Origin of the sequence: Streptomyces sp. LHD-70 (genome assembly GCF_031157275.1) — a bacterium.
Classification (GTDB): Bacteria; Actinomycetota; Actinomycetes; order Streptomycetales; family Streptomycetaceae; genus Streptomyces.
Genome location: NZ_JAVIFW010000018.1, coordinates 1 through 22,169, shown reverse-complemented (window position 1 = coordinate 22,169; position 22,169 = coordinate 1). Strand labels below are relative to the sequence as shown.

The window sequence follows — 22,169 nt, the reverse complement described above, 5'->3', positions numbered from 1 at the left end:
GGGAGGGCTCCGGGGCATGCGTGGAGGTCTAGGCCGTGCGCCCAGGGCGCTGCGCCGGGAGGGCGCAGGGAGAAGGGGTTCGCCGGCTTACTGCCCACGAGTCGGCCGAGGGCTGCGTGGATGAGTAAGAGGGAATCATGAACGGCAGCACCGCCACAGCGTTTTTACCCAACTTCGTAGGGTTTCCATCCCCTCGGGTGGTCTCACTGTTCAACTGTTCTGCCGTCTTCGACCAGGCCTGCGAGTGACGCGGTCGGCGAACCGAGGAGGACCAACGCGGCGGCGCCCGACGGGAGTTGTCTCCATCGGGCGCCGCCGCGAGGCACGTGCCGCCTCAGCAGCCGCCACCGCCACCGCCGCAGCCACCGCCGCCGCCTCCGCCGCCCCCGCAGGAGGACGAGCTGCCGCCACAGGAGGACGAGCCCCCGCTGCACGAGGCGCCGGTGCTGCCGCCCGCGCCTCCGGCCCACCAGCCGCCGCTGTTGCGGCGCCGCGAGGAGCCGCGCTTCGAATCCGCTTTTCCGGCGGCCATACAGCCGCCGATGATCACCACGAGCATCAAGATGAAGAGAAAGACCCACATGATCCTTCCCCTCCTTCCTTTCGTTCCCCCGAAGCGTTCCCCCGGTGTGACCGGACGCCCGCCCCTTGTGTCGTGTGTGTTGTGTGCAGGACAGATCCCCGGACCCTCGTATCCCCAAAGCAGAGTTGAGGAACTCCAGAGGTTCGGCGCAGGATGGCGCGCATGACCTCACCCGCGTCCCGCCCGCTCCTCAACCGCCGCCTGGCCGAGTTCGGCACCACGATCTTCGCCGAGATGTCCGCCCTCGCGCTGCGCACGGGCGCCATCAACCTCGGTCAGGGCTTCCCCGACACCGACGGGCCCGAAGAGGTCAGGGAGGCGGCGGTGCGGGCGCTGCGGGACGGCCGGGGCAACCAGTACCCGCCGGGCCCCGGCGTCCCCGAGCTGCGGACGGCGATCTCCGCGCACCAGGAGCGCCGTTACGGACTGTCGTACGACCCGGACACCGAGGTCCTCGTCACCGCGGGCGCGACCGAGGCGATCGCGGCCTCGCTGCTCGCCCTGGTCGAGCCGGGCGACGAGGTGATCGCCCTGGAGCCGTACTACGACTCGTACGCGGCGAGCATCGCGCTCGCGGGCGGTGCTCGGGTGCCCGTGACGCTGCGGCCCTCCGGGGACGTGGGCGGCGGCTTCCACCTGGACCTGGACGAGCTGCGCCGCGCCGTCACCGACCGCACCCGGCTGCTGCTGCTCAACACCCCGCACAACCCGACCGGCACGGTCCTGACCCGCGAGGAGCTCGCCGGGATCGCCGAACTCGCCGTGGAGCGGGACCTGCTCGTGGTCACGGACGAGGTGTACGAGCACCTGGTCTTCGACGGCGAGCACCTGCCCCTCGCCTCCTTCCCGGGCATGCGCGAGCGCACGGTCACGATCTCGTCGGCGGGCAAGACGTTCTCGTTCACCGGCTGGAAGGTCGGCTGGGTGACGGGCACGCCGGAGCTTGTCACCGCGGTCCGTTCGGCGAAGCAGTTCCTGACGTACGTCTCCGCCGGGCCGTTCCAGTACGCGGTCGCCGAGGCCCTGGCGCTGCCCGAGTCGTACTTCACGGGCCTGCGCGAGGATCTGCGGGCCAAGCGGGACCTGCTCGCGGCGGGGCTCGCGGAGGCGGGCCTGACCGTGCACCGGCCGGCCGGCACGTACTTCATCACCACCGACATCCGCTCCATCGGCGAGAGCGACGGCTTCGCTTTCTGCCGCGCCCTGCCGGAGCGCATCGGCGTCGTCGCCATCCCCAACGCCGTGTTCTACGACCACCGGGACGAGGGCGCTCCGTTCGTACGGTTCGCTTTCTGCAAGAGGATCCCTGTGCTGGATGACGCGGTGTCCCGGCTGAAGCGGCTCTGAGGGCCCCACGTAACGCGGTGGCTCTCGGCGCGCATCGGTTGCGTCACAGGTCGTCCTCGGCCCGTCGGCGGGTGGGCGGGTGCCGGGCACGATGGGCGTACGACGGCATCCGCCGTGAACGGACGCGGCACGCTCGGGGGGACGTATGGGCAGGGAGACGGGCACGCCCAGGCGAGCGGTGCGGCTGTGCGGCGGTGTCCTCGCCGTCGGCGTGCTCGTGACCGGATGCTGGGGCGGGGCGGGCGAGGGTGAGGGCGACGGGGCTCGCGAGCCGTCCGGCGCGGCCCGGTCCTCCGCGAGCGCCGAACCCTCCCCGAGCGGCGAGCCCTCCGCGAGCGCCGACCCGTCCCAGCGGTTCCTGGACTTCGTGCCCGACCCGGAGCGCAGGCCCGAGAACCGCGCCGAGGCCCTGAAGCTCGCCCGCAAGGTGATCGCGCGGCCGGAGGACTGGGGCGCCGGGTACGAGAGGAACCCCGGCTACAAGGGCAGTCCGCAGCGCAGCGCCGAGCTGGGCAAGGACTGCGTATGGGCCCAACGCCCGCTCTCCGACGGGGACTTCGTCAGCATCGGGCGGCGCGGCGAGCTGCCCGCGCGGGGCGATGCGGGTCCGCTGCGGGTCACCGCCGTGGTCACGGTCCACCGCACCGAGGAGAGCGCCCGCTGGGAGATGGCCCGCACCCTGGAGGAGCCGTTGCGCTGCCCCGACCAGCGACTGAACGGCACCGAACGGGTCACGGGTCTGCGCTCCGGCGGCGACCTGGACCCCGACACCAGCGGCGCCACCGACTACCTCCAGGAGAGCGGCCAGGTCCACAGCGAACTGCCGGGCAGCCCGCACCCGTACATCTGGGACGTGTTCCGGATGGGCAGCGTGACCCTCGCCGTCGCGGTGAACGGCAGCGACGGGCACACGGCGGCGGAGGTCTTCGCCGTCGGCGCGAAGACCGTCGGGCACATGTCGGCCAGGGTCGTGACGGAGCTGGGGGTACGGAAGTGAGCGGCGCACGGAACGTCGGCGGGGTGCGGAACATCGGCGAGGTACGGACGTGAGCGAGCCGCTGCTGCCCGGTGACCCCGCGACGATCGGCGGGCACCGCCTGCTTGCCCGGCTCGGCGCGGGCGGCATGGGCGTGGTGTACCTCGGGCGGTCCGGCGCCGGGGTGCTCGCCGCGGTCAAGGTGGTGCTCCCGGAGCTGGCCGACGAGCCGGACTTCCGGGCCAGGTTCCGGCGCGAGGTGGAGGCCGCCCGCCGGGTCGTCAGCCCCTGGGCGGTGCCGGTGACCGGTGCCGGTCCTGACGAGGCCACACCGTGGCTCGCGACGGAGTTCGTGCCGGGCCCCTCCCTCGGCGAGGAGGTCCGCCGCTCGGGCCCGCTGCCCACGCACAGCGTGCGCGCCCTCGGCCGGATGCTCGCCGCCGCGCTGCGCGCCGTGCACGCGGCCGGGCTCGTGCACCGCGACGTGAAGCCCGCGAACGTGCTGCTCTCCGTCGACGGTCCCCGCCTGATCGACTTCGGCATCGCCCGGTCCGCCGAGCTCACCGCGCTCACCGCTACGGGTGTGGTCGCGGGCACCCCGGGTTTCCTCTCGCCGGAGCAGGCCGAGGCCGGGACCGGTCGGCTCGGGCCGCCCAGCGACGTGTTCTCCCTCGGCTGCCTCCTCGCGTACGCCGCGACCGGGCGGGCCCCGTTCGGCGAGGGCACCGCGGAGGCGATGCTCTACCGGACGGTGCACGACGAGCCGGATCTGGCCGGTGTCGGCGGCACGGGCACCGTGCGGGACCCGGCCGCCGACGAGCTGTGCGCGCTGCTCCGGGAGTGCCTGGCCAAGGACCCCGCGGCCCGGCCCACCCCGGCGCGGATCGAGTCCCGGCTAGGGCCGGCATGCGGGCCGGGCGGCGCCTGGCTGCCCGAGCACGTCGTACGGGACATCGCCGACCGCTCGGCCCGCATGCTGGCCCTGCCCGGCATCGACCCGACCGTCGCCGACCCCCCACAGGCACCACAACCAGGCACGCACCCGGCCACCCACCCGGTCACGCAACCCGGCACGCGCCCGGGCTCCACGAGCCGCCGCCGGATCCTCGCGCTCGGCTCGGGCGGCGCGCTGCTCGCGGCGGCGGGCGGGGGCGCGGCGCTGTGGGCCCTGACCCGCGACGACGCACCCCCGGGCGCCGAAGACCGCTGGGCCCTCGGGGTGCACGCCGACCTCAGCGGCCCCGGCAAGGCCGACGGGCGGGCTCACGAGCAGGGCGTGCGGCTTGCCGTGGAGCAGTACAACGCGCGCCGCGACAAGCCGTTCGAGCTCGGCCTGCGGACCGCGGACGACGGCGGCTCGCAGCGGCGCGCGCAGTCCGCTGCGGAGCGCCTGGTGCGGGACCGGGGCGTGCTCGCGGTGATCGGTCCGACCTCCGACGCGTGCGTCGACGGCGCGGTCGCCGCGTACGAGGAGGCGCTGCTGCCGATGCTCCTCGTCAAGCCCGGCGCGTTCCGGCTCGTCGGCCGCCGGTACCGGGCGTCGTTGCACTGCCGCCCGCTGGTGTACGCGCTCGGCTTCGGCCTCGCGATCCAGCTGACCCGGCAGGAGAAGGTCTCGTACCCCGGTCTGCTGCAGGACCGCACGACCGACCCCGTCGGGTGGGAGCTCACGCAGGGCGTCGCCGACGCGCTGCGCAAGGAGCGCGCGCGGTTCTACCCGCGGGTGGTGCCCGGCGGTCTGGACGACCTCGGCCCGCCGGTCGCCGACATCCTGAAGGCCAAAGTCGACGCGTTCCTCTACGCCGGGCACGCCGAGGGCGCGGTCGGTGTCGCCAAGAAGCTGGCGGCATCCGGGTTCGACGGTCCCCGTCTCGGCCCGGAGGAGCTCGCCGAGCCCGCGTTCCCCGACGGCGCGGGCGAGGCGGCGGAGGGCTGGCTGCTCGGCACGTCGTACGTCGACCCGGAACGGCTGCCCGCGGCCGCCTCGTTCGTCCGCGCGTTCCGCCGCCGCTTCGACGGGCCGCCCGGACGGTACGCGGTGGAGGCGTACGACGCGGCGAACCTGGCGATCGACCAGATGGTGCGGGCGGTGCGGGACGGGCGGCCGCCGGAGCGTGCGCGGCTCGCGACGCTGCTGCGCGCCGCCGAGTACCGCGGTGTCACCAAACCGCTCGCGTTCAACCGGGAGAACGGCCGGTACGAGGGCGAGCTCTGCTATCTGCACCGGGTCGAGAACGGTGCGTTCCGCTTCCTCGGTGCGGTGGCCGGCGGAGACCCGTCGAAGGGCGGCCGGTGAGCGACGACACCGGTGCGCGGACGGCCGGGGTGCTGCCGCTGCGCCCGGGCGATCCGGTCGAGATCGGCGGGCGGGTGCTGCTCGGACGGCTCGGCGCGGGCGGGATGGGCGTGGTCTATCTGGGCCGCTCGCCGGACGGCACGCATGCCGCGGTGAAGCTGGTGCGCGCGGAGCACGCCGCCGACCCGGCCTTCCGGGTGCGGTTCCGGCGCGAGTCCCAGGCCGCGGGACGGCTGTCCGGCCGCTGGCTGGTGCCGGTGAGCGACGCCGACCCGGAGGCCGCGCTGCCCTGGCTGGCCACACCGTTCGTGCCGGGCCCGAGCCTCGCCGAGGCCGTCGACGGGTACGGCCCGCTGCCCGAACCCACCGTGCGCACCCTGGGAGTCCGGCTCGCCGAGGCCTTGTCCGACGTGCACGCGGCGGGCCTCGTCCACCGCGACGTCAAGCCCGGCAACATCCTGCTCGCCCTGGACGGGCCCCGGCTCATCGACTTCGGGATCGCCCGCGCCGACGGCGGCACGGCACTGACCGCGAGCGGCCTGGTCATCGGCTCCCCCGGCTTCCTCTCGCCGGAGCAGGCGCAGGCACGCTCCGGGACGGCCGGGCCGCCGAGCGATGTGTTCGCCCTCGGCTGCGTCCTCGCGTACGCCGTCACCGGGCGGCGGCCGTTCGACGCGGCCACCGTCGCGGGCTCGCTGTTCCGCACCGTGCACGAGGAGCCCGACGTGACCGGCGCCCCCGCGGCGCTCCTGCCGCTGCTGCGCGCCTGCCTGGCCAAGTCCCCGGCCGACCGCCCCGGCACGGCCGCCGTACGGGAGCACCTGGCCGCGGGCCACCCGCCCGCCGGGGACGACGGCTGGCTGCCCGCGCCCCTGCCCGGCCTCATCGCCGCACGCACCACGGCCGCACTCGCCCTGCCCACCCCGCCGCCACCCGCCCCGCCGCCACCGGCCCCGCCGCCACCGACCCCTGCGGCCGCCGCCGCGGAGACAGCCGTGCCCGCGGCCGGTCCGACCCGGCGCAGGATGCTCCGGCTCGGTCTCGGCGCCGGGGCCGGGGCGGTGGTGGCCGGGGCCGGGCTCCTCGCCGTACGACAGGCGGGGTTCGGCGCCACGGACGACGGCGGCAAGAGCGCCCTGCCGCGGCACACCATCGGTCTGCAGGCCGATCTGTCCGGTGCGCAGCGGGAGTCGGGGCGGGCGCAGGAGCGCGGCGCACGGCTCGCGGTGGCGCACTTCAACGCCGACGACGACCGCCCCTTCGACCTGGCCCTGAAGGTCCGCGACGACCGTGGCGAGACGGGCCCGGCCACCGATGCGGCGGACCGGTTCGTGGCCGACCCCGAGGTCGTCGCCGTGCTCGGACCCACCGGAGGCCCGGGTTTCACGGCCGCCGCAGAGCGGTACGAGGAGGCGTTGCTCCCGATGGTGACCGTCTCCGCGGCGCAGTCGCTGCTTCCCCTCGCGCCCCGCCAGGCGCTGTTCCAACTCCGCGCGGACACCACCGAGTTGGGCACAGCCTTCGTGCGCTACCTCGGCGCGGTCGAGCGCATCGCGCACACCGCCGTGGTCGACGACCGCGCCGCCACCGACGACGAGGACTGGGGCCTGGTCGAGCGCATCCAGCAGGCCCCGCCCGCCGGCGGCCGCGTCACGTTGCACCAAGTCGCCGCGGACGATACGGAGTTCGACGCGGCGGCCGCGGCGGTACGGAAGTCCGGCGCCGGGGCGGTGGTCTACGCCGGCACCTCGCCGTCCCGCGCGGCCCGGTGCGCGCGGGCCCTGCGGCGCGGCGGCTTCGACGGCCCGCGCATGGCACCGGAACCGGTCCTGCTGCCCGAGGGGGATCGCGAAGGGGACCGGGAAGGGGACCAGGAAGGAGGCCGGGAAGGAGGCCGCTTCGCGTTCCTTGAGGAGGCGGGGGAGGCCGCCGATGGCTGGCTGTGCGTGACCACGTACGCCGACCCGAGCCGGCTGCCCGCCGCCCGCCGCTTCACCGAGGCCTACGCCGAGCGGTTCCCGGACGCCCCCGCCGCCGGCCCCGCCGCGCCCTTCGCCCTGGAGGCGTACGACGCGCTGCTGCTCGTCGCCGCCTCGCTGCGCCGCCCGTCCGAGGGCGGCCCGGAACGCGGCTCGACGGCGACGCGGCTGCGCGCGGCCCGGTACGACGGCCTGGCCAAGACCCTCGCCTTCGACCCGGACACACGGCAGTTCGCTTCAGCCGCGGGGCTCTTCCTGTACCGCGTGGACGGCGGGGCCGTGCGGTTCCTCGGCAACTACCGGGACGTGAACGAACCCGCCTGACCGTGCCCTGACGGGCGCCGTACCCCCATCTCAGCGGCCGCTGGCTGTGGGCGGGTTCGCTCGCCGCGCTCGCCGGCCTCTCCCGGCCGAACGGCTTCGCGGTGGCCGCGGCGGTCGGCGCGGCCGCGGTCTGCGAGCTGTGGCGGCGGCTCCGGGGGCCATCTACTCCAAGCTGCGCTTCCGTTCCCGCTGCTGCTTGGGCTCGCGGCAACGCTCGCCCGAACGTCGAGAGCCCGGCCGGTACACGCCACACTGGTAGTGGCATGCCCCGGCCGGGCTCTCCCCTGACGCAACACGCGTACGGGACGTATCTGTTGAACCCTCCCCATCGAAAGCGGGATTCCTGGCTCAGGAAGCCCCCACAGGTCAGCGACCCGAAAGGTCTTACTCCCTCAACACCAGCCGGGACGGAACCTGCCCGGTTCGCACAGTAAAGCTAGGTGTGTCTGCGCCGACTTGGTTCTCGCCGACACGTCGTACGCGCTTGGTTCTCGCAGCGCACGACGCGCAGCTCACCCGACCATGTAGGCGCCGATCAGCTCGAACGACGAACACCTGGGAAGTCTCCGGGGACGCCCCTGAGGCCTACTCCTCGTCCGGCTTCTCCGCCGAGTCCACGTCCTCGACCAGGCCGAGGTGCTCGACGAGCCAGCGCTCGAACTCGATCGCGGCCCGCACCCAACTGACCGTGGAGGACACGAAGTGCTCCAGGCTGACGCCGGTGCCGATCAGCATCTGCGCCTCGCCCACGATGCGGACGGTGGTCGGGCCGCCCTCCTCCTCGTGGGTGTGGGTGTAGACCTTGGGCCACAGGGTGCGGCGGTTCCACTCGTCCACGGCGTCGAGGATCTGCGCCTTGGACTCGATCGCGTGCGGCCGGTCGTAGAACGTCCGCACCGAGAAGACCTGCTGGTCGCCCTCGCCGCGGAACATGAAGTACGTGCGGAAGTTCTCCCACGGCGCCGCGAGGTCGCCCTCGTCGTCGACGACGTGCTTGAGCTCCATCTGGTCCAGGAGCTGCTTCACCAGGTCCTGATCGGGGACGACGGGGCCCGCCGGTCCTTCGGCCTGCGGTTCCTGCTGGCCCCCGAAGTTCGGAATCGAGGACGGGTCGATGCTCACCGTGTATTTCCCTTCGTACGGATTCGCCCATCCTCCACCATCGACGGCGGGTCGCCGCAACCCCTGACGGCGGCGATCCGCCACGAGCCGAACTTCGGGGTCCGCGCCCCTTACTCCGCGCCCCTTACCGCTTGCTCCGCGCCCCTTACCGCGCGGGCCCCACGAGCAGCTCGTCCCCGACCCGGTCCACCCGGACCGTGTCGCCCTCCTTGACCTCCCCGGCGAGGATCTCCCGGGCGAGCCGGTCCCCGATCGCGGTCTGCACGAGGCGGCGCAGCGGGCGCGCGCCGTACGCCGGGTCGTTGCCCTCGTCCGCCAGCCAGGCCAGGGCCTCGGGCGTGACGTCGAGGCTGATCCGGCGCTCGGCGAGGCGCGCCGCGAGGCGGTCGATCTGCAGCCGGGCGATGTGCGCGAGCTCGTCCCTGCCGAGGGCGGAGAACACCACCAGGTCGTCGAGCCGGTTCAGGAACTCCGGCTTGAAGGAGGCGCGTACGACCTCCAGGACCTGCTGCTTCTTCTGCTCCTCGGACGTGCGGGGCTCGACCGAGCTGGGCCCGCTCAAGAACTGGCTGCCGAGGTTGGACGTCAGGATCAGGATGGTGTTGCGGAAGTCCACCGTCCGGCCCTGGCCGTCGGTGAGGCGGCCGTCGTCGAGGACCTGGAGCAGGATGTCGAAGACCTCCGGGTGCGCCTTCTCCACCTCGTCCAGGAGCACGACGCTGTACGGGCGCCGCCGCACCGCCTCGGTGAGCTGGCCGCCCTCCTCGTACCCGACATAGCCGGGCGGGGCGCCGACCAGGCGGGCGACGGAGTGCTTCTCGCCGTACTCCGACATGTCGATGCGGACCATGGCCCGCTCGTCGTCGAAGAGGAAGTCCGCGAGGGCCTTGGCGAGTTCGGTCTTGCCGACGCCGGTCGGGCCGAGGAAGAGGAACGAGCCGGTGGGGCGGTCCGGGTCGGCGATGCCCGCGCGTGTACGCCGGACGGCGTCGGAGACCGCGCGTACGGCCTCGGTCTGGCCGATCAGCCGCTTGCCGAGCTCGTCCTCCATGCGCAGGAGCTTCTGCGACTCGCCTTCGAGGAGCCGTCCCGCCGGGATGCCGGTCCAGGAGCCGACCACGTCCGCGATGTCGTCGGGGCCTACCTCCTCCTTGACCATCTGGCTTTTGATGTCACCAGTTTTGGCGGCCTCCTGCTCGGCCTCGGCCTCGCTGGCCTCCGCCAACTCCCGTTCCAGGCCCGGGATCTCGCCGTAGAGCAGCTTGGAGGCGGTGTCGAAGTCGCCGTCGCGCTGGGCGCGTTCGGCCTGGCCGCGCAGTTCGTCGAGCTTCTCCTTGAGTTCGCCGACGCGGTTGAGGGAGGTCTTCTCCTTCTCCCAGCGTGCGGTGAGGCCGCGCAGCTCCTCCTCCTTGTCGGCGAGGTCGCGGCGCAGCTTGTCGAGGCGCTCCTTGCTCGCGGCGTCGGTCTCCTTGCCGATCGCCAGCTCCTCCATGCGCAGGCGGTCGACGGAGCGCTGGAGTTCGTCGATCTCGACGGGCGAGGAGTCGATCTCCATCCGCAGCCGGGACGCGGCCTCGTCGACCAGGTCGATGGCCTTGTCGGGCAGGAAGCGGGAGGTGATGTACCGGTCGGAGAGGGTCGCGGCGGCCACCAGGGCGGAGTCGGCGATGACGACCTTGTGGTGGGCCTCGTACCGCCCCTTGAGTCCGCGCAGGATCGCGATGGTGTCCTCGACGGACGGCTCGGCGACCAGGACCTGCTGGAAGCGGCGTTCCAGGGCCGCGTCCTTCTCGATCCGCTCGCGGTACTCGTCGAGCGTCGTGGCGCCGACCATGCGCAGCTCGCCGCGGGCCAGCATCGGCTTGAGCATGTTGCCGGCGTCCATGGCGGAGTCGCCGCCCGCGCCCGCGCCGACGACGGTGTGCAGCTCGTCGATGAACGTGATGATCTGCCCGTCGCTCTCCTTGATCTCGGAGAGGACGGTCTTCAGGCGCTCCTCGAACTCGCCGCGGTACTTCGCGCCCGCGACCATCGCGCCCAGGTCGAGGCTCACCAGACGCTTGTCGCGCAGGCTCTCCGGGACGTCGCCCTTCACGATGCGCTGCGCGAGCCCCTCGACGACGGCGGTCTTGCCGACGCCGGGCTCGCCGATGAGCACCGGGTTGTTCTTCGTACGCCGCGACAGGACCTGCACGACGCGGCGGATCTCCTGGTCCCGGCCGATGACCGGGTCGAGCTTGCCCTCTCGGGCGGCGGCGGTGAAGTCGGTGCCGAACTTCTCCAGGGCTTTGTACTGGCCCTCGGGGTCGGGGGTCGTCACGCGGCGGCCTCCCCTGGCCTCGCCGAACGCGTCAAGCAGCTTCTTGTCACTCGCACCCTGTTCCTTCAGTACGTCCGCGGCCCGGCCGCCCTTCGCGGCGATGCCGGTGAGCAGATGCTCGGTGGAGACGTAGTCGTCGCCCAGCTCCTTGGCGCGCTGCGCCGCGTCCGCGATCACGGCGAGCAGCTCCCGGTTGGGCTGCGGCGGCGCCACGGTGGACCCGGTCACGCTCGGCAGCCCGGCGAGGACGCGCTCGGCCCCGGAGCGTACGGCGGCCTGGTCGGCGTCGACGGCTGCGAGCAGGTCGGTGATGTTCTCGTTGTCGCGCCCCTCGAGGAGGGCGAGCAGCAGATGCACCGGCGTCAGGTCCGCGTGCCCTCCGGACACGGCCCGGCTCGTCGCCGCATTGAGCGCATCCCGGCTCCGGTTCGTCAGCTCTGCATCCACGTGCGCGCTACCTCCTTGGCTCCCACCGGCTCGTACCACTCCAGCACGCTGACCTCACACTGACTTCGCCAACGTGCATAAAGTTGAGTCTATTCCACTCAAGTCCATGGGGCGTACGGCGGGGGATACATTCCTTGACATGGCCATAGACCCCCGCGACCCCAGCCCCGCCTACCTCAGCTTCTGGCGGGAACGGCATGTGTGCACCTTGACGACCCTGCGCCCCGACGGCACTCCGCACGTCGTCCCGGTCGGCGTCACGTACGACCCGGAGGCGGGGGTCGCCCGCGTCATCAGCAGCAAGTCCAGCAAGAAGGTCAGCAACATCCTGGCGGGGGGCGCGGACGGGGCCCCGGCCGCCGTGTGCCAGTTCGCCGGCCGCCTGTGGGCGACGCTGGAGGGCCGGGCCCGTATCCGTACGGAGCCGGGGGCGATCGCCGACGCGGAACGCCGTTACGCGGAGCGGTACGAGCGGACACCCTCGCCGAACCCGCACCGGGTGCTCATCGAGATCACGCTCACGAAGGCGCTGGGCAGCAGGGCGCTGCGCGAGGCCCCGTAGGCCCCGTAGGCGCTGTAGGTCCCGTAGGCGCTGTAGGTCCCGCAAGCAAACACACAGCGGCGCCACCGTGATCCAGGTTCACGATGACGCCGCTGCGGGGGGAAGCGCCTGGGCGATCTTTTGACGACGGGGGAATCGCGTCAGGCACTGCGGGGGGTGGCCGGGATGGTTTCCGGTTCGACCAGCTCGTGGTCGCGCTGGTCCAGGTTGACGAAGATCATTCCGTATCGGATGGCACACCGCACCGGCTGCGGGGCACCGCGTGGTTTGCGCAGACAGCGGAAGGCCCGCACGTCGTCGTCCTCGTCGTCCCGGACGACCAGGATCGGCTCACCGAAGAGGGTGACCATCAACGAATCGCCGGGACCCGGAAGGGCCGTGACGAGGTCGATGAAGTGCCACCCGGACCGGTAGGCGGACGCCATCTCGCGCCGGAAGCGAGTGTCCTCCGGAACAGTCATACTCAGTTCCAACCCGGGTCGAGGGCACTGTCGGCAGCTGACTCAGCGGGTGCCACCCAGCCTGGATCGACGGACGCTGCACTGTTGCGGGACGGCAGCTCCGACGCCCCGCCACCCCCGGTCGACTCCACAGCCCCCACTGCGGCAGCAGCAATAACGGCGGCAGCAACCACTGCACGTATGAATCTCTTGGCCATTACTGAGCAACCTCACTTGAAGATGTCGCTTCCTAGCCCCCGCAGCTAGAAGATGACCCACACTCGGCCCTCAGCACCACAGAGGCCAGGCATCATGTTCCTGATATGCAGGAGCCTGGGGGTGCACATATGGGAAAAGAAGAGTACAAAACGGACCACCCCCATTCACACACGGAGCTGTGCGATGCAGGTTCACGCCTGTATGCAAGCGCTTTGCGCACAGGGCGAATAGCCCGGTCAGAACTCGGTATCGCGCCCTGCCTGATCGATCTGGCGCTGGTCCACCCCGACCCCGACGACCCGCAATGGCTGCGCCCGGTCCCCCCCTCCGCCGCTCTGGCGCAGTTGCTGCAACCTGTCGAGCGAGAGATACAGGATCGGCGGCGCCTGACGGTTGCCCTCTCCGATGCTTTTGAGCCATTCATGGCCATCAGCGCCCTCGCCCCTCCGACCACGCACGCCATCACCGTGCTCGAGGGCGTCAGCCTGATCAATGCCACCCTGGACCGCGTCGTGGCCGGGTGCTCGAAGGAGCTGCTGACCGTCCAACCCGGCGGCGGCCGGCCCGCCCAGACCCTGAAAGAGGCGCTGCGCCGCGTGCAACCCCTGCTCAACCGGGGCATCAAGATGCGCACGCTCTATCAACACACCGCCCGCCACACCGAGTTGACCCTCCACTACCTCGAACAGGTCGGCCCCGAGGTCGAGGTGCGCACCCTGGAAGAGATCATCGACCGGCTGATCATCGTCGACCGCGAGGTGGCCTTCATCCCGGCCCGCAGCGATCGCCAAGTCGCCCTGGAACTCCGGCATCCCGGACTCGTCGAGTACCTGGTGGGCGTCTTCGACCAGTTCTGGCGGCTGGCCGTGCCGATCAACGAGGAGATCCCCGCGTACGACCCCAGAACCGACGGGATCACCGGTGTCCAGCGGTCCATCGCGAAGCTGCTCGTGGAAGGCCATGTCGACGAGGCCATCGCCCGCCGCCTCGGCATGAACGTACGCACCTGCCGCGCCCATGTCGCCAAGCTCGCGGCCGCCCTGGGCAGCGGCAGCCGCACTCAACTCGGCTATCTCATCGCCCAGTCGGGCCTTCTGGAGGAACACCAGTAGACGTAGGGAACAGTTGGCCACTCGGGCACGCCGTACGCCCCGTTTATCCCCCCTCAACTCCATGCCCCCGCAACAACCTGAGGCTTCCCCCTCCCACCCTCCTCCTGGATAGTCAAAGAGCGAACCTCAGCGCCTCGGCCGGACCCCCTTCCGGTCGGGGGGCGCCCCGCACACCACCCATTGACCCGACCTTCACCCCACCCCCCAACACGGAAGGCCCGCACCCTCAGCTGAGGGTGCGGGCCTTCCGTGTTGACCTGCCGTCGGTCACTCCGGGCGCTTGGGGCGCCAGACCACGAGTGCGCTGGTGGGGTGTGCCTCCTGGTACGGGACCAGGTCCCGGCGGTACGAGGCGTGCACCTGGGCCTCGCGCTGCTGCATCGCGGCCGCCGCGCCCTCGACCGCCGCCGACAGCTCGGCGACCCGGGACTGCAGCGCCGCGACCTGGTTCTCCAGCTCGATGATGCGCTTGATCCCGGCGAGGTTGATGCCCTCCTCCTGCGACAAGTGCTGGACGGTGCGCAGCAGGTCGATGTCGCGGGCGGAGTAGCGGCGGCCCCGCCCGGCCGTACGGTCCGGGGAGACCAGGCCGAGACGGTCGTACTGCCGCAGGGTCTGCGGATGGAGTCCGGAGAGCTGGGCAGCCACCGAGATCACGTACACCGGCGTCTCGTCGGTCAGTTGATACGGGTTACGTCGACGGCCGTCCATCTGCTCAAGCTCCCTTCGCAGCCTGGAACAGTTCTGCCCGCGGATCGTCGTCCGCAGTCGCCTTGCGGTACGCCTCCAGGGCTTCCTGGGCCTCGGGGCTCAGGTCCTTGGGGACCGCCACCTCGACCGTCACGAGCAGATCGCCCCGCGTGCCGTCCTTGCGGACCGCGCCCTTGCCCCGGGCGCGCATCGTACGGCCGCCCGGCGTACCCGCGGGCAGTTTCAGCGTGACCGTGGGACCGCCGAGCGTCGGCACCTTCACCTCGCCGCCGAGCGCCGCCTCCGTGAAGGAGACCGGCACCGTGACGGTGAGGTTGTCGCCCTTGCGGCCGAAGACCGGGTGGGCGTCCACATGCACGACCACGTACAAGTCGCCCGCGGGGCCGCCGCGTTCGCCCGGTGCGCCCTTGCCGCGCAGGCGGATGCGCTGGCCGTCCGAGACGCCCGCCGGGATGCGGACCTGCATCGTGCGGGACGACTTGGCGCGGCCCGAGCCCTTGCAGACCTCGCAGGGGGTCTCGGCGATGAGGCCGCGCCCCTTGCAGTCCACACACGGGTCGGTGAGGGAGAACCCTCCGCCGCCGCCGCGCGAGACCTGCCCCGTACCGACGCAGGTCGGGCACACGCGCGGCGTGCCGTTCTTGTCGCCGGTGCCCGAACAGGCCTTGCAGGGCTGCTGGCTGGACATGCGGAGGGGGACCGTGGCCCCATCCACCGCCTCGGTGAAGCTCAGCGTGACCTCGGACTCGATGTCCTGGCCGCGCCGGGGCTGCGTGCGCGTGCCCGCGGCGCCGCCCCGGTTGAAGAGCCCGCCGAAGACGTCCCCGATCCCGCCGCCGCCGAAGCCGCCGGCGCCTGCGCCGCCGCCCGCGCCCTGGCCGCCCCCGAAGAGGTCGCCCAGGTCGAAGTTGAAGTTGCCGCCCCCGCCGGCGCCGGGTCCCGGTCGGAACCCGCCGTTGCCGAAGAGGGTGCGCGCCTCGTCGTACTCCTTGCGCTTCTTGGGGTCGCCGAGGATGTCGTTCGCCTCGGAGATCTCCTTGAACCGCTCTTCCGCCTTGGGGTTGTTCTTGTTGGCGTCGGGGTGGTTCTCGCGCGCGAGCTTGCGGTACGCCTTCTTGATCTCGGCGTCGGTGGCGTCCTTCGGGACACCGAGGACCTTGTAGTAGTCCTTCTCGATGAAGTCCTTGGTGCTCATCCCCGGCGTCCCTCCTTCCCGTTGCCGGTCACGTCAGCCCTCGTCCGGGCCACCGCTCTCCTTGTCGTCCGCCGCTTCGGCGGTCTCGGCCTTCTTGCTCTTGTCCTTGCCCTCGGCGTCGCTCTCGCCCTTGGCGGGCTGCGCGCCGGGCTGCGGCTCGGCGACGGCCACCCGCGCGGGGCGGATGGTGCGCTCGCCGATGCGATACCCCGGCTGCAGGATCGCGACGCAGGTCGTCTCGGTGACGTCCGGCGCGTAGCTGTGCATCAGGGCCTCGTGCACGGTCGGGTCGAAGGGCTCGCCCTCCTTGCCGAACTGCTGCAGGCCCATCTTCGCGGCGACCGTCTCGAGCGACTCGGCCACCGACTTGAAGCCGCCGACCAGTTCGCCGTGCTCACGGGCCCGGCCGATGTCGTCGAGCGTGGGCAGGAGCTCGGTCAGGAGGTTCGCCACGGCGATCTCCTTGACCGCGACCCGGTCGCGGTCGACCCGACGGCGGTAGTTCTGGAACTCGGCCTGGAGCCGCTGGAGGTCGGCGGTGCGCTCGCCAAGCGCCGCGCGCGCCTGGTCCAGCTGCGCCGTCAGACCTACGTCCGCTGCTGCATTGTCTCCGGCCGGGGCCGCCCCCTCCTCAGCGGAGGGAGCGGCCTTCGACTCGGCGGCCTCAGGGGTGTCGCCGGAGGAGACGTCAGCGGGCTCGTTCTGCTCGTCGAAGCCCGGGGTCTCCTCCGTCATGCGGCGCCACCCTTCGCGTCCTTGGGCTTCTCGTCGTCGACGATCTCGGCGTCGACGACGTCGTCGTCAGCCTTGGCCTGCTCGGCGCCGGGGGCGTCCGCGCCCGGGGCCTCGCCGCCGGCGGCCTGCGCGGCCTGGGCGTCGGCGTACATCGCCTGGCCCAGCTTCTGCGCGACGGCCTGGACCTTCTCGGTGGCGGTGCGGATCTCGGCGGAGTCGTCGCCCTTGAGCTTCTCCTTCAGCTCGGTGAGCGACTCCTCGACCTCGGTCTTCACCTCGCCGGGGACCTTGTCCTCGTTGTCCTTGAGGAACTTCTCGGTCTGGTAGACGAGCTGCTCGCCCTGGTTACGGGACTCGGCGGCCTCGCGGCGCTTCTGGTCCTCGTCCGCGTACTGCTCCGCCTCCTGGCGCATGCGGTCGACCTCGTCCTTCGGCAGCGAGGAGCCGCCGGTGACGGTCATCTTCTGCTCCTTGCCCGTGCCCAGGTCCTTCGCGGTCACGTGCATGATGCCGTTGGCGTCGATGTCGAAGGAGACCTCGATCTGCGGGACGCCACGCGGCGCCGGCGGCAGACCGGTCAGCTCGAACATCCCGAGCTTCTTGTTGTACGCCGCGATCTCGCGCTCGCCCTGGTAGACCTGGATCTGCACGGACGGCTGGTTGTCCTCGGCCGTCGTGAAGATCTCGGAGCGCTTCGTCGGGATCGTGGTGTTGCGCTCGATCAGCTTGGTCATGATGCCGCCCTTGGTCTCGATACCAAGCGACAGCGGGGTCACGTCGAGGAGCAGGACGTCCTTGACCTCACCCTTGAGCACACCGGCCTGCAGGGCGGCGCCGATGGCGACGACCTCGTCCGGGTTGACGCCCTTGTTGGCCTCCTTGCCGCCGGTCAGCTCCTTGACGAGCTCGGCGACGGCGGGCATGCGGGTGGAGCCGCCGACCAGGACCACGTGGTCGATCTCGGACAGCTGGATGCCGGCGTCCTTGATGACGTTGTGGAACGGGGTCTTGCAGCGCTCGATCAGGTCCTGGGTGAGCTGCTGGAACTGGGCGCGCGTGAGCTTCTCGTCCAGGTGCAGCGGGCCCTCGGCGGAGGCCGTGATGTACGGCAGGTTGATCGTGGTCTCCGTGGAGGAGGACAGCTCGATCTTCGCCTTCTCGGCGGCCTCGCGCAGGCGCTGGAGCGCCATCTTGTCCTTGGAGAGGTCCACGCCGTGGCCGCTGTTGAACTGCTTGACCAGGTAGTCGACGACGCGCTGGTCCCAGTCGTCACCACCGAGGTGGTTGTCGCCGTTGGTGGCCTTCACCTCGACGACGCCGTCACCGATCTCCAGGAGCGACACGTCGAAGGTGCCGCCACCGAGGTCGAAGACGAGGATCGTCTGGTCGTCCTTGTCCAGGCCGTAGGCCAGGGCGGCGGAGGTGGGCTCGTTGACGATGCGCAGGACGTTCAGGCCCGCGATCTCGCCGGCCTCCTTGGTGGCCTGGCGCTCGGAGTCGTTGAAGTAGGCGGGAACGGTGATGACCGCGTCCTGGACCTTCTCGCCCAGGTAGGACTCCGCGTCGCGCTTCAGCTTCTGCAGGATGAAGGCGCTCATCTGCTGCGGGTTGAAGTCCTTGTCATCGATGGTGACCTTCCAGTCAGTGCCCATGTGGCGCTTGACCGACCGGATGGTCCTGTCGACGTTGGTGACCGCCTGACGCTTCGCGACCTCGCCGACGAGCACCTCACCGTTCTTCGCGAAGGCGACGACGGACGGCGTGGTCCTGGCGCCTTCGGCGTTGGTGATGACGGTGGGCTCGCCGCCTTCGAGAACGCTGACGACGGAGTTAGTCGTGCCCAGGTCGATGCCGACCGCACGTGCCATTTCAATTCCTCCATGACTTGAGTGGAACAGGCTCAAGGATGCATGACGGATTCGAAGCGGTCAACAGACCTGAGTCAGGCCGACTCAACTTTTATCCCGCTCTTACGGGCAACAGTGATGCGCCTGTGCCCGAAGTGGCCGCGCTGCACCCGTACTTCGCTCCACGAGAACGCCGTACGCCACCACCTCGCTGACGGATCAGCCCCGGAAGAGGACCAGGCCGCACTGGAGCAGCTCGCCCGAGCGCGGGTCGGCGGCCCCCGGCACCAGGGACTTCAGGGTGAGCCCGAGGGACGCCTGCGCGAAGTCGAGCGCCTCGGCGAACAGCGGCCCGTCCGCGTACTGCGGTACGAACGAGGTCTGCAGCTGGAGTCCCGTGAGGTCGTCGGCGTGCTCGCCCGCGCCGCGCAGCGCCCGGGACTCGGAGCCGCGCACGTCGAGCCTGAGGAAGACCCGCTCGCCGGGCGCCACGACCTGCTCCCACAGCTCGTCCAGGCGCCGCATCTCGACCGGCTGCCGGGCCACGTACGCCGAGCCCGGGTGGGCCTCGCGGTAGCGGGGCAGCATCGGCAGGACCGAGCTGGCGGCGCCGCCGTCCCCCGCAACGTTCAGGACCGCCCGACCGCTCTCCTCGCCCAGGGCGTACGGCAGCACGCTCCACGCGTCGTCCTGCGCCGCCGCCCGCTCGACCCTGCGGCGCGCCCCGTCGAGCGGCTCGAACGACACGATCCGCCCGCGGTACCCGGCCCGCCGGAGCCCGCCCGCGTACCGCCCGTCGTACGCGCCCGCGTCAAGGACCAGGTCGACCTCGAACTCCTCGATGAGCCGGACCAGTTGGGACTCGTACGCGGCGGGGTCGGGGTAGCGCGTGACGTCGAGGCCGAAGCGCTGCGCGGTGCCCCGCACCCGGTCGAGAAGCCTGGTCATGAGCGCGCTCCGGGAACGGCGGTACGGGTGCGGGTGCGGGCCTGGGCAGCCTGGGCCCGGCTCGCGGGCTGGGGCTGGGGCTGGGGCTGGGTCGGCCGGGGTGCCGGGCGTGGCCCGCTCGCGGTCGCCGTCGCCGCCGCCTGCCCGCGCGCCAGGACCGCGGCGGTACGGGTGCGCCTGGACGCGGTCCGCGGGCTGCGCGGGTGGGCCACGCGCACCCCGGCCGCCCCGCGCACCCCGGCCCCGCGCGCGGCCCGGCGCCCGGAGGTGCGGGAGCGCCGGGGCCGCCCGACGTGCGGGGTGCGGCGGGCGGTGTCGGGGGCCGGACGGTCGTACACCCGGACCCTGAGCAGCGCCCAGCAACCCGCCGCCACCGCGAGGAACAGCGGGAGCGCGGCGAGCGGGCCCCAGGCGCCGCGGTGCATCAGCACTCCGGTGAGCGTCCCGGCGAGGGCGGTGGCCCCGAGCACCACCGCCGCCCCGGGCACGGTGAAGCCGACGCGGCGCAGCCGGTGCGCGATGTGGTCGGTGCCGCCGATCAGCAGCGGCCGTCCCGCGCGGCGGCGGGCGAGCGCGACGAGAACGGTGTCGGCGAGGCCCACCACGGTCAGCGCGACCAGGCCGACGGCGCCGGGCAGCGGTTCGTGGCCGGTGTGCACGAGCACGGTGGCGCAGGCGAGCACGAAGCCGGTGAAGAGGGAGCCGCAGTCGCCGAGGAAGATCCGCGCGGGGTGCCAGTTCTGTGTGAGGAACCCGGTGAGGGCGGCCGCGAGCACGCAGAGGAGCAGCGCGAGTCCGCTCAGCCCCTCGGCGGCGGCGCAGAGCGCGAGCCCGAGCGCGGTGACGACGCCGACGACGCCCATCGCGCCGTCCGCGTTGTCGATCAGGTTGAAGGAGTTGGTGATGAGCACGATCCAGCCGACCGCGAGGATCCCGGCGGCCGGGGTGAGGCCGCTCGCCCAGACCACGGCCACGGCGGCCCCGGTTTCGACGACGAGGCGCGGTCGTACGCCGAGAGGTCTGAGGTCGTCGACGAAGCCGAGCAGCGCGACCGCTCCGGCGGCGCAGAGGAGTACGGCGACTCCGGGGCCGAGCGGTGCGTAGCCGGTGCAGACCACGGTGACCGTGCCCGCGACGACGGCGAGGCCGCCGGTGTGCGGGGTGGGGCGGGGGTGCGTCTTGCGGCCGCCGGGCCGGTCGACGAGGCCGGTGCGCAGGCCGAGCAGGCGTACGCAGGTGGTGAGCACGGTGGTCAGGAGCAGGGCCACGACGGTGGCCACGATTCCGTAGAGCATGGGCGTCCTCCCGTCGGACCCCGCGACGGGGCAGGGCGAGCGAGCAATAAGCTAGTTCGCAATAGACCTATTTGTCGCGAATAACACGAATTACTGCCCACGGAAAGCCGAGCGCGGCCCGACCACCCCCGACCGGGCCAACGCACTCGCGGTCGAGGCCCACGCGGAACGCGCACTCAGGGTTGCCTGAGCGACACAGATCACCGCACTCGTGGCTACAGTGCGGCTCAATAAGTGGGTAGTCTCAAACGGACTGCATAAGTTACCGCTTAGTAATCACCGTTGATCTCGCGATACGTGAGATCAACGGTCAGCCCGGTAGTCAACGACGAGACCACCCCTCGCAGGCCCGAGGAGCCCCCAAATGCAACTCGCCGCGATCATCGTGTCGCTGGTTCTGATCGTGGTCGGCGTGGCCCTGTTCGTCCGCGCCCTCCTGCAGATCTACAACTTCATGCGGCTCGGCCAGAACGTGCCCGCGGGCACCCGCACCGACGAGCCGGTGCAGCGCACCGCCACCGTGGCCAGGGAGTTCTTCGGCCATACCCGGATGAACCGCTGGGGCATCGTCGGTGTCGCGCACTGGTTCGTGGCGGTGGGCTTCTTCTCGCTGCTCCTGACGATCGTCAACGCCTTCGGCCAGCTGTTCAAGGCCGACTGGCTGCTGCCGATCATCGGCGAGTGGGCGCCGTACAACGTCTTCGTCGAGTTCCTCGGCACGATGACGGTGCTCGGCATCCTGACGCTCATCGTGATCCGCCAGCTCAGCAAGGCGAACAAGCCGGGCCGCAAATCCCGCTTCGCGGGCTCCAACGCGGGCCAGGCGTACTTCGTCGAGGCCGTCATCCTCATCGTCGGCGTCTGCATCTTCATGCTGCACGCCCTCGAAGGCGCCATGCACCACGTGGACAGCTACGAGGCGTCGTTCTTCATCTCGTACCCGGTGGTCCACGCGCTGGAGGGTCTCGACCTCTCCACGCTGCAGAACCTCACGTACTTCTTCGCCGGGCTGAAGATCGCGACCTCCTTCATCTGGATGATCACGGTCGCCCTGAAGACCGACATGGGTGTGGCCTGGCACCGGTTCCTGGCCTTCCCGAACATCTGGTTCAAGCGGAACGCGACCGGTGAGACCTCGCTCGGCGCGCTGCTCCCGATGACCTCGGGCGGCAAGGAGATCGACTTCGAGGACCCGGGCGAGGACGACACCTTCGGTGTCAGCCAGGTCGAGCAGTTCTCCTGGAAGGGCCTGCTGGACTTTTCTACGTGTACCGAGTGCGGTCGCTGCCAGTCGCAGTGCCCCGCCTGGAACACCGGAAAGCCGCTCTCGCCGAAGCTGCTGATCATGTCGCTGCGCGACCACGCGCACGCCAAGGCCCCCTACCTGCTCGCCGGCGGCGGCAAGTCCATGGAGGGCGAGGAGAAGGCCTCGGCCGAGCAGCTCGCCGACGTCCCGGCCGCGGCTCTCGCGGAGGCCGAGCGTCCGCTGATCGGCACCGTCGAGGAGAACGGTGTGATCGACCCGGACGTGCTGTGGTCCTGCACCACCTGCGGCGCCTGTGTCGAGCAGTGCCCGGTCGACATCGAGCACATCGACCACATCGTCGACATGCGCCGCTACCAGGTGATGATCGAGTCCGCGTTCCCGTCCGAGGCGGGCACGATGCTCAAGAACCTGGAGAAGAAGGGCAACCCCTGGGGCCTGGCGAAG

At 71.6% G+C, this 22,169-nt stretch carries 17 protein-coding genes; 7 read left to right on the top strand and 10 right to left on the bottom strand.

The genetic code is table 11. The annotated features are described in order from the left end of the window. Positions 1-334: 334 nt before the first annotated feature. On the bottom strand, positions 335-583 hold the full coding sequence (locus RCO28_RS29550) for a hypothetical protein (protein ID WP_308944357.1): 249 nt from the start codon (positions 581-583) through the stop codon (positions 335-337). A 153-nt stretch (positions 584-736) separates the two neighbouring features. Here RCO28_RS29550 and RCO28_RS29545 point away from each other — a divergent pair, with 153 nt between their 5' ends. The 4 genes from RCO28_RS29545 (at position 737) to RCO28_RS29530 (ending at position 7,505) form a co-directional block, all read left to right on the top strand. Further along, positions 737-1,930 carry a pyridoxal phosphate-dependent aminotransferase gene (locus RCO28_RS29545; RefSeq protein WP_308944356.1) on the top strand — a complete coding sequence of 398 codons (1,194 nt, stop codon included), beginning with the start codon at positions 737-739 and terminating at the stop codon, positions 1,928-1,930. 145 nt (positions 1,931-2,075) lie between these two features. Continuing rightward, on the top strand, positions 2,076-2,927 hold the full coding sequence (locus RCO28_RS29540; protein ID WP_308944355.1) for a hypothetical protein: 852 nt from the start codon (positions 2,076-2,078) through the stop codon (positions 2,925-2,927). Positions 2,928-2,976: 49 nt separating this feature from the next. Beyond that, positions 2,977-5,202 (top strand): bifunctional serine/threonine-protein kinase/ABC transporter substrate-binding protein, encoded by a 2,226-nt coding sequence (locus RCO28_RS29535; RefSeq protein ID WP_308944354.1) that lies wholly within the window; start codon positions 2,977-2,979, stop codon positions 5,200-5,202. Further along, the gene (locus RCO28_RS29530) at positions 5,199-7,505 is read left to right on the top strand and encodes a bifunctional serine/threonine-protein kinase/ABC transporter substrate-binding protein (protein WP_374991276.1); all 2,307 of its coding nucleotides are present in this window, start codon (positions 5,199-5,201) and stop codon (positions 7,503-7,505) included. The genes RCO28_RS29535 and RCO28_RS29530 overlap by 4 nt, the downstream gene beginning before the upstream one ends. Positions 7,506-8,090: 585 nt before the next feature. Here the strand turns inward: RCO28_RS29530 and RCO28_RS29525 are convergent. After that, positions 8,091-8,627, bottom strand: a complete 537-nt coding sequence (locus RCO28_RS29525; protein ID WP_308944353.1) for a YbjN domain-containing protein — start codon at positions 8,625-8,627, stop codon at positions 8,091-8,093. A 145-nt stretch (positions 8,628-8,772) separates the two neighbouring features. Then, positions 8,773-11,394: an ATP-dependent chaperone ClpB gene (gene clpB / locus RCO28_RS29520; protein WP_308944352.1), complete on the bottom strand. Its 2,622-nt coding sequence runs from the start codon at positions 11,392-11,394 to the stop codon at positions 8,773-8,775. Between the two features lie 139 nt (positions 11,395-11,533). On the opposite strand from clpB, the gene RCO28_RS29515 reads away from it, so the two are divergent. After that, a complete protein-coding gene (locus tag RCO28_RS29515; protein WP_308944351.1) occupies positions 11,534-11,956 on the top strand; it encodes a pyridoxamine 5'-phosphate oxidase family protein in 423 nt (140 codons plus the stop codon). 140 nt (positions 11,957-12,096) lie between these two features. On the opposite strand, the gene RCO28_RS29510 is transcribed toward RCO28_RS29515, so the two are convergent. Continuing rightward, positions 12,097-12,417: a (2Fe-2S)-binding protein gene (locus tag RCO28_RS29510; protein ID WP_282536198.1), complete on the bottom strand. Its 321-nt coding sequence runs from the start codon at positions 12,415-12,417 to the stop codon at positions 12,097-12,099. 326 nt (positions 12,418-12,743) lie between these two features. On the opposite strand from RCO28_RS29510, the gene RCO28_RS29505 reads away from it, so the two are divergent. Next, positions 12,744-13,727, top strand: a complete 984-nt coding sequence (locus RCO28_RS29505) for a helix-turn-helix transcriptional regulator (RefSeq protein WP_308944350.1) — start codon at positions 12,744-12,746, stop codon at positions 13,725-13,727. Between the two features lie 267 nt (positions 13,728-13,994). Here the strand turns inward: RCO28_RS29505 and RCO28_RS29500 are convergent, their stop codons facing one another. From RCO28_RS29500 to RCO28_RS29475, 6 genes are all read right to left on the bottom strand, one after another. After that, a complete protein-coding gene (locus tag RCO28_RS29500; protein WP_282536195.1) occupies positions 13,995-14,438 on the bottom strand; it encodes a heat shock protein transcriptional repressor HspR in 444 nt (147 codons plus the stop codon). Positions 14,439-14,442: 4 nt separating this feature from the next. After that, positions 14,443-15,633, bottom strand: a complete 1,191-nt coding sequence (gene dnaJ, locus RCO28_RS29495; RefSeq protein ID WP_308944349.1) for a molecular chaperone DnaJ — start codon at positions 15,631-15,633, stop codon at positions 14,443-14,445. 33 nt (positions 15,634-15,666) lie between these two features. After that, entirely contained in the window at positions 15,667-16,368 is a 702-nt protein-coding gene (grpE, locus tag RCO28_RS29490; protein WP_308944348.1) for a nucleotide exchange factor GrpE, read from the bottom strand. After that, positions 16,365-18,236, bottom strand: a complete 1,872-nt coding sequence (gene dnaK, locus RCO28_RS29485; protein WP_308944347.1) for a molecular chaperone DnaK — start codon at positions 18,234-18,236, stop codon at positions 16,365-16,367. Before dnaK ends, grpE begins: the two co-directional genes overlap by 4 nt. Before the next feature lie 198 nt (positions 18,237-18,434). Next, the gene (locus RCO28_RS29480) at positions 18,435-19,163 is read right to left on the bottom strand and encodes an FkbM family methyltransferase (protein ID WP_308944346.1); all 729 of its coding nucleotides are present in this window, start codon (positions 19,161-19,163) and stop codon (positions 18,435-18,437) included. After that, positions 19,160-20,458, bottom strand: a complete 1,299-nt coding sequence (locus RCO28_RS29475) for an MraY family glycosyltransferase (RefSeq protein ID WP_308944345.1) — start codon at positions 20,456-20,458, stop codon at positions 19,160-19,162. The genes RCO28_RS29480 and RCO28_RS29475 overlap by 4 nt, the downstream gene beginning before the upstream one ends. 364 nt (positions 20,459-20,822) lie before the next feature. Between RCO28_RS29475 and RCO28_RS29470 the strand changes: the two genes are divergently transcribed. Beyond that, positions 20,823-22,169: (Fe-S)-binding protein (locus RCO28_RS29470; protein WP_308944344.1), on the top strand; the 1,347-nt coding region annotated here is incomplete at its 3' end.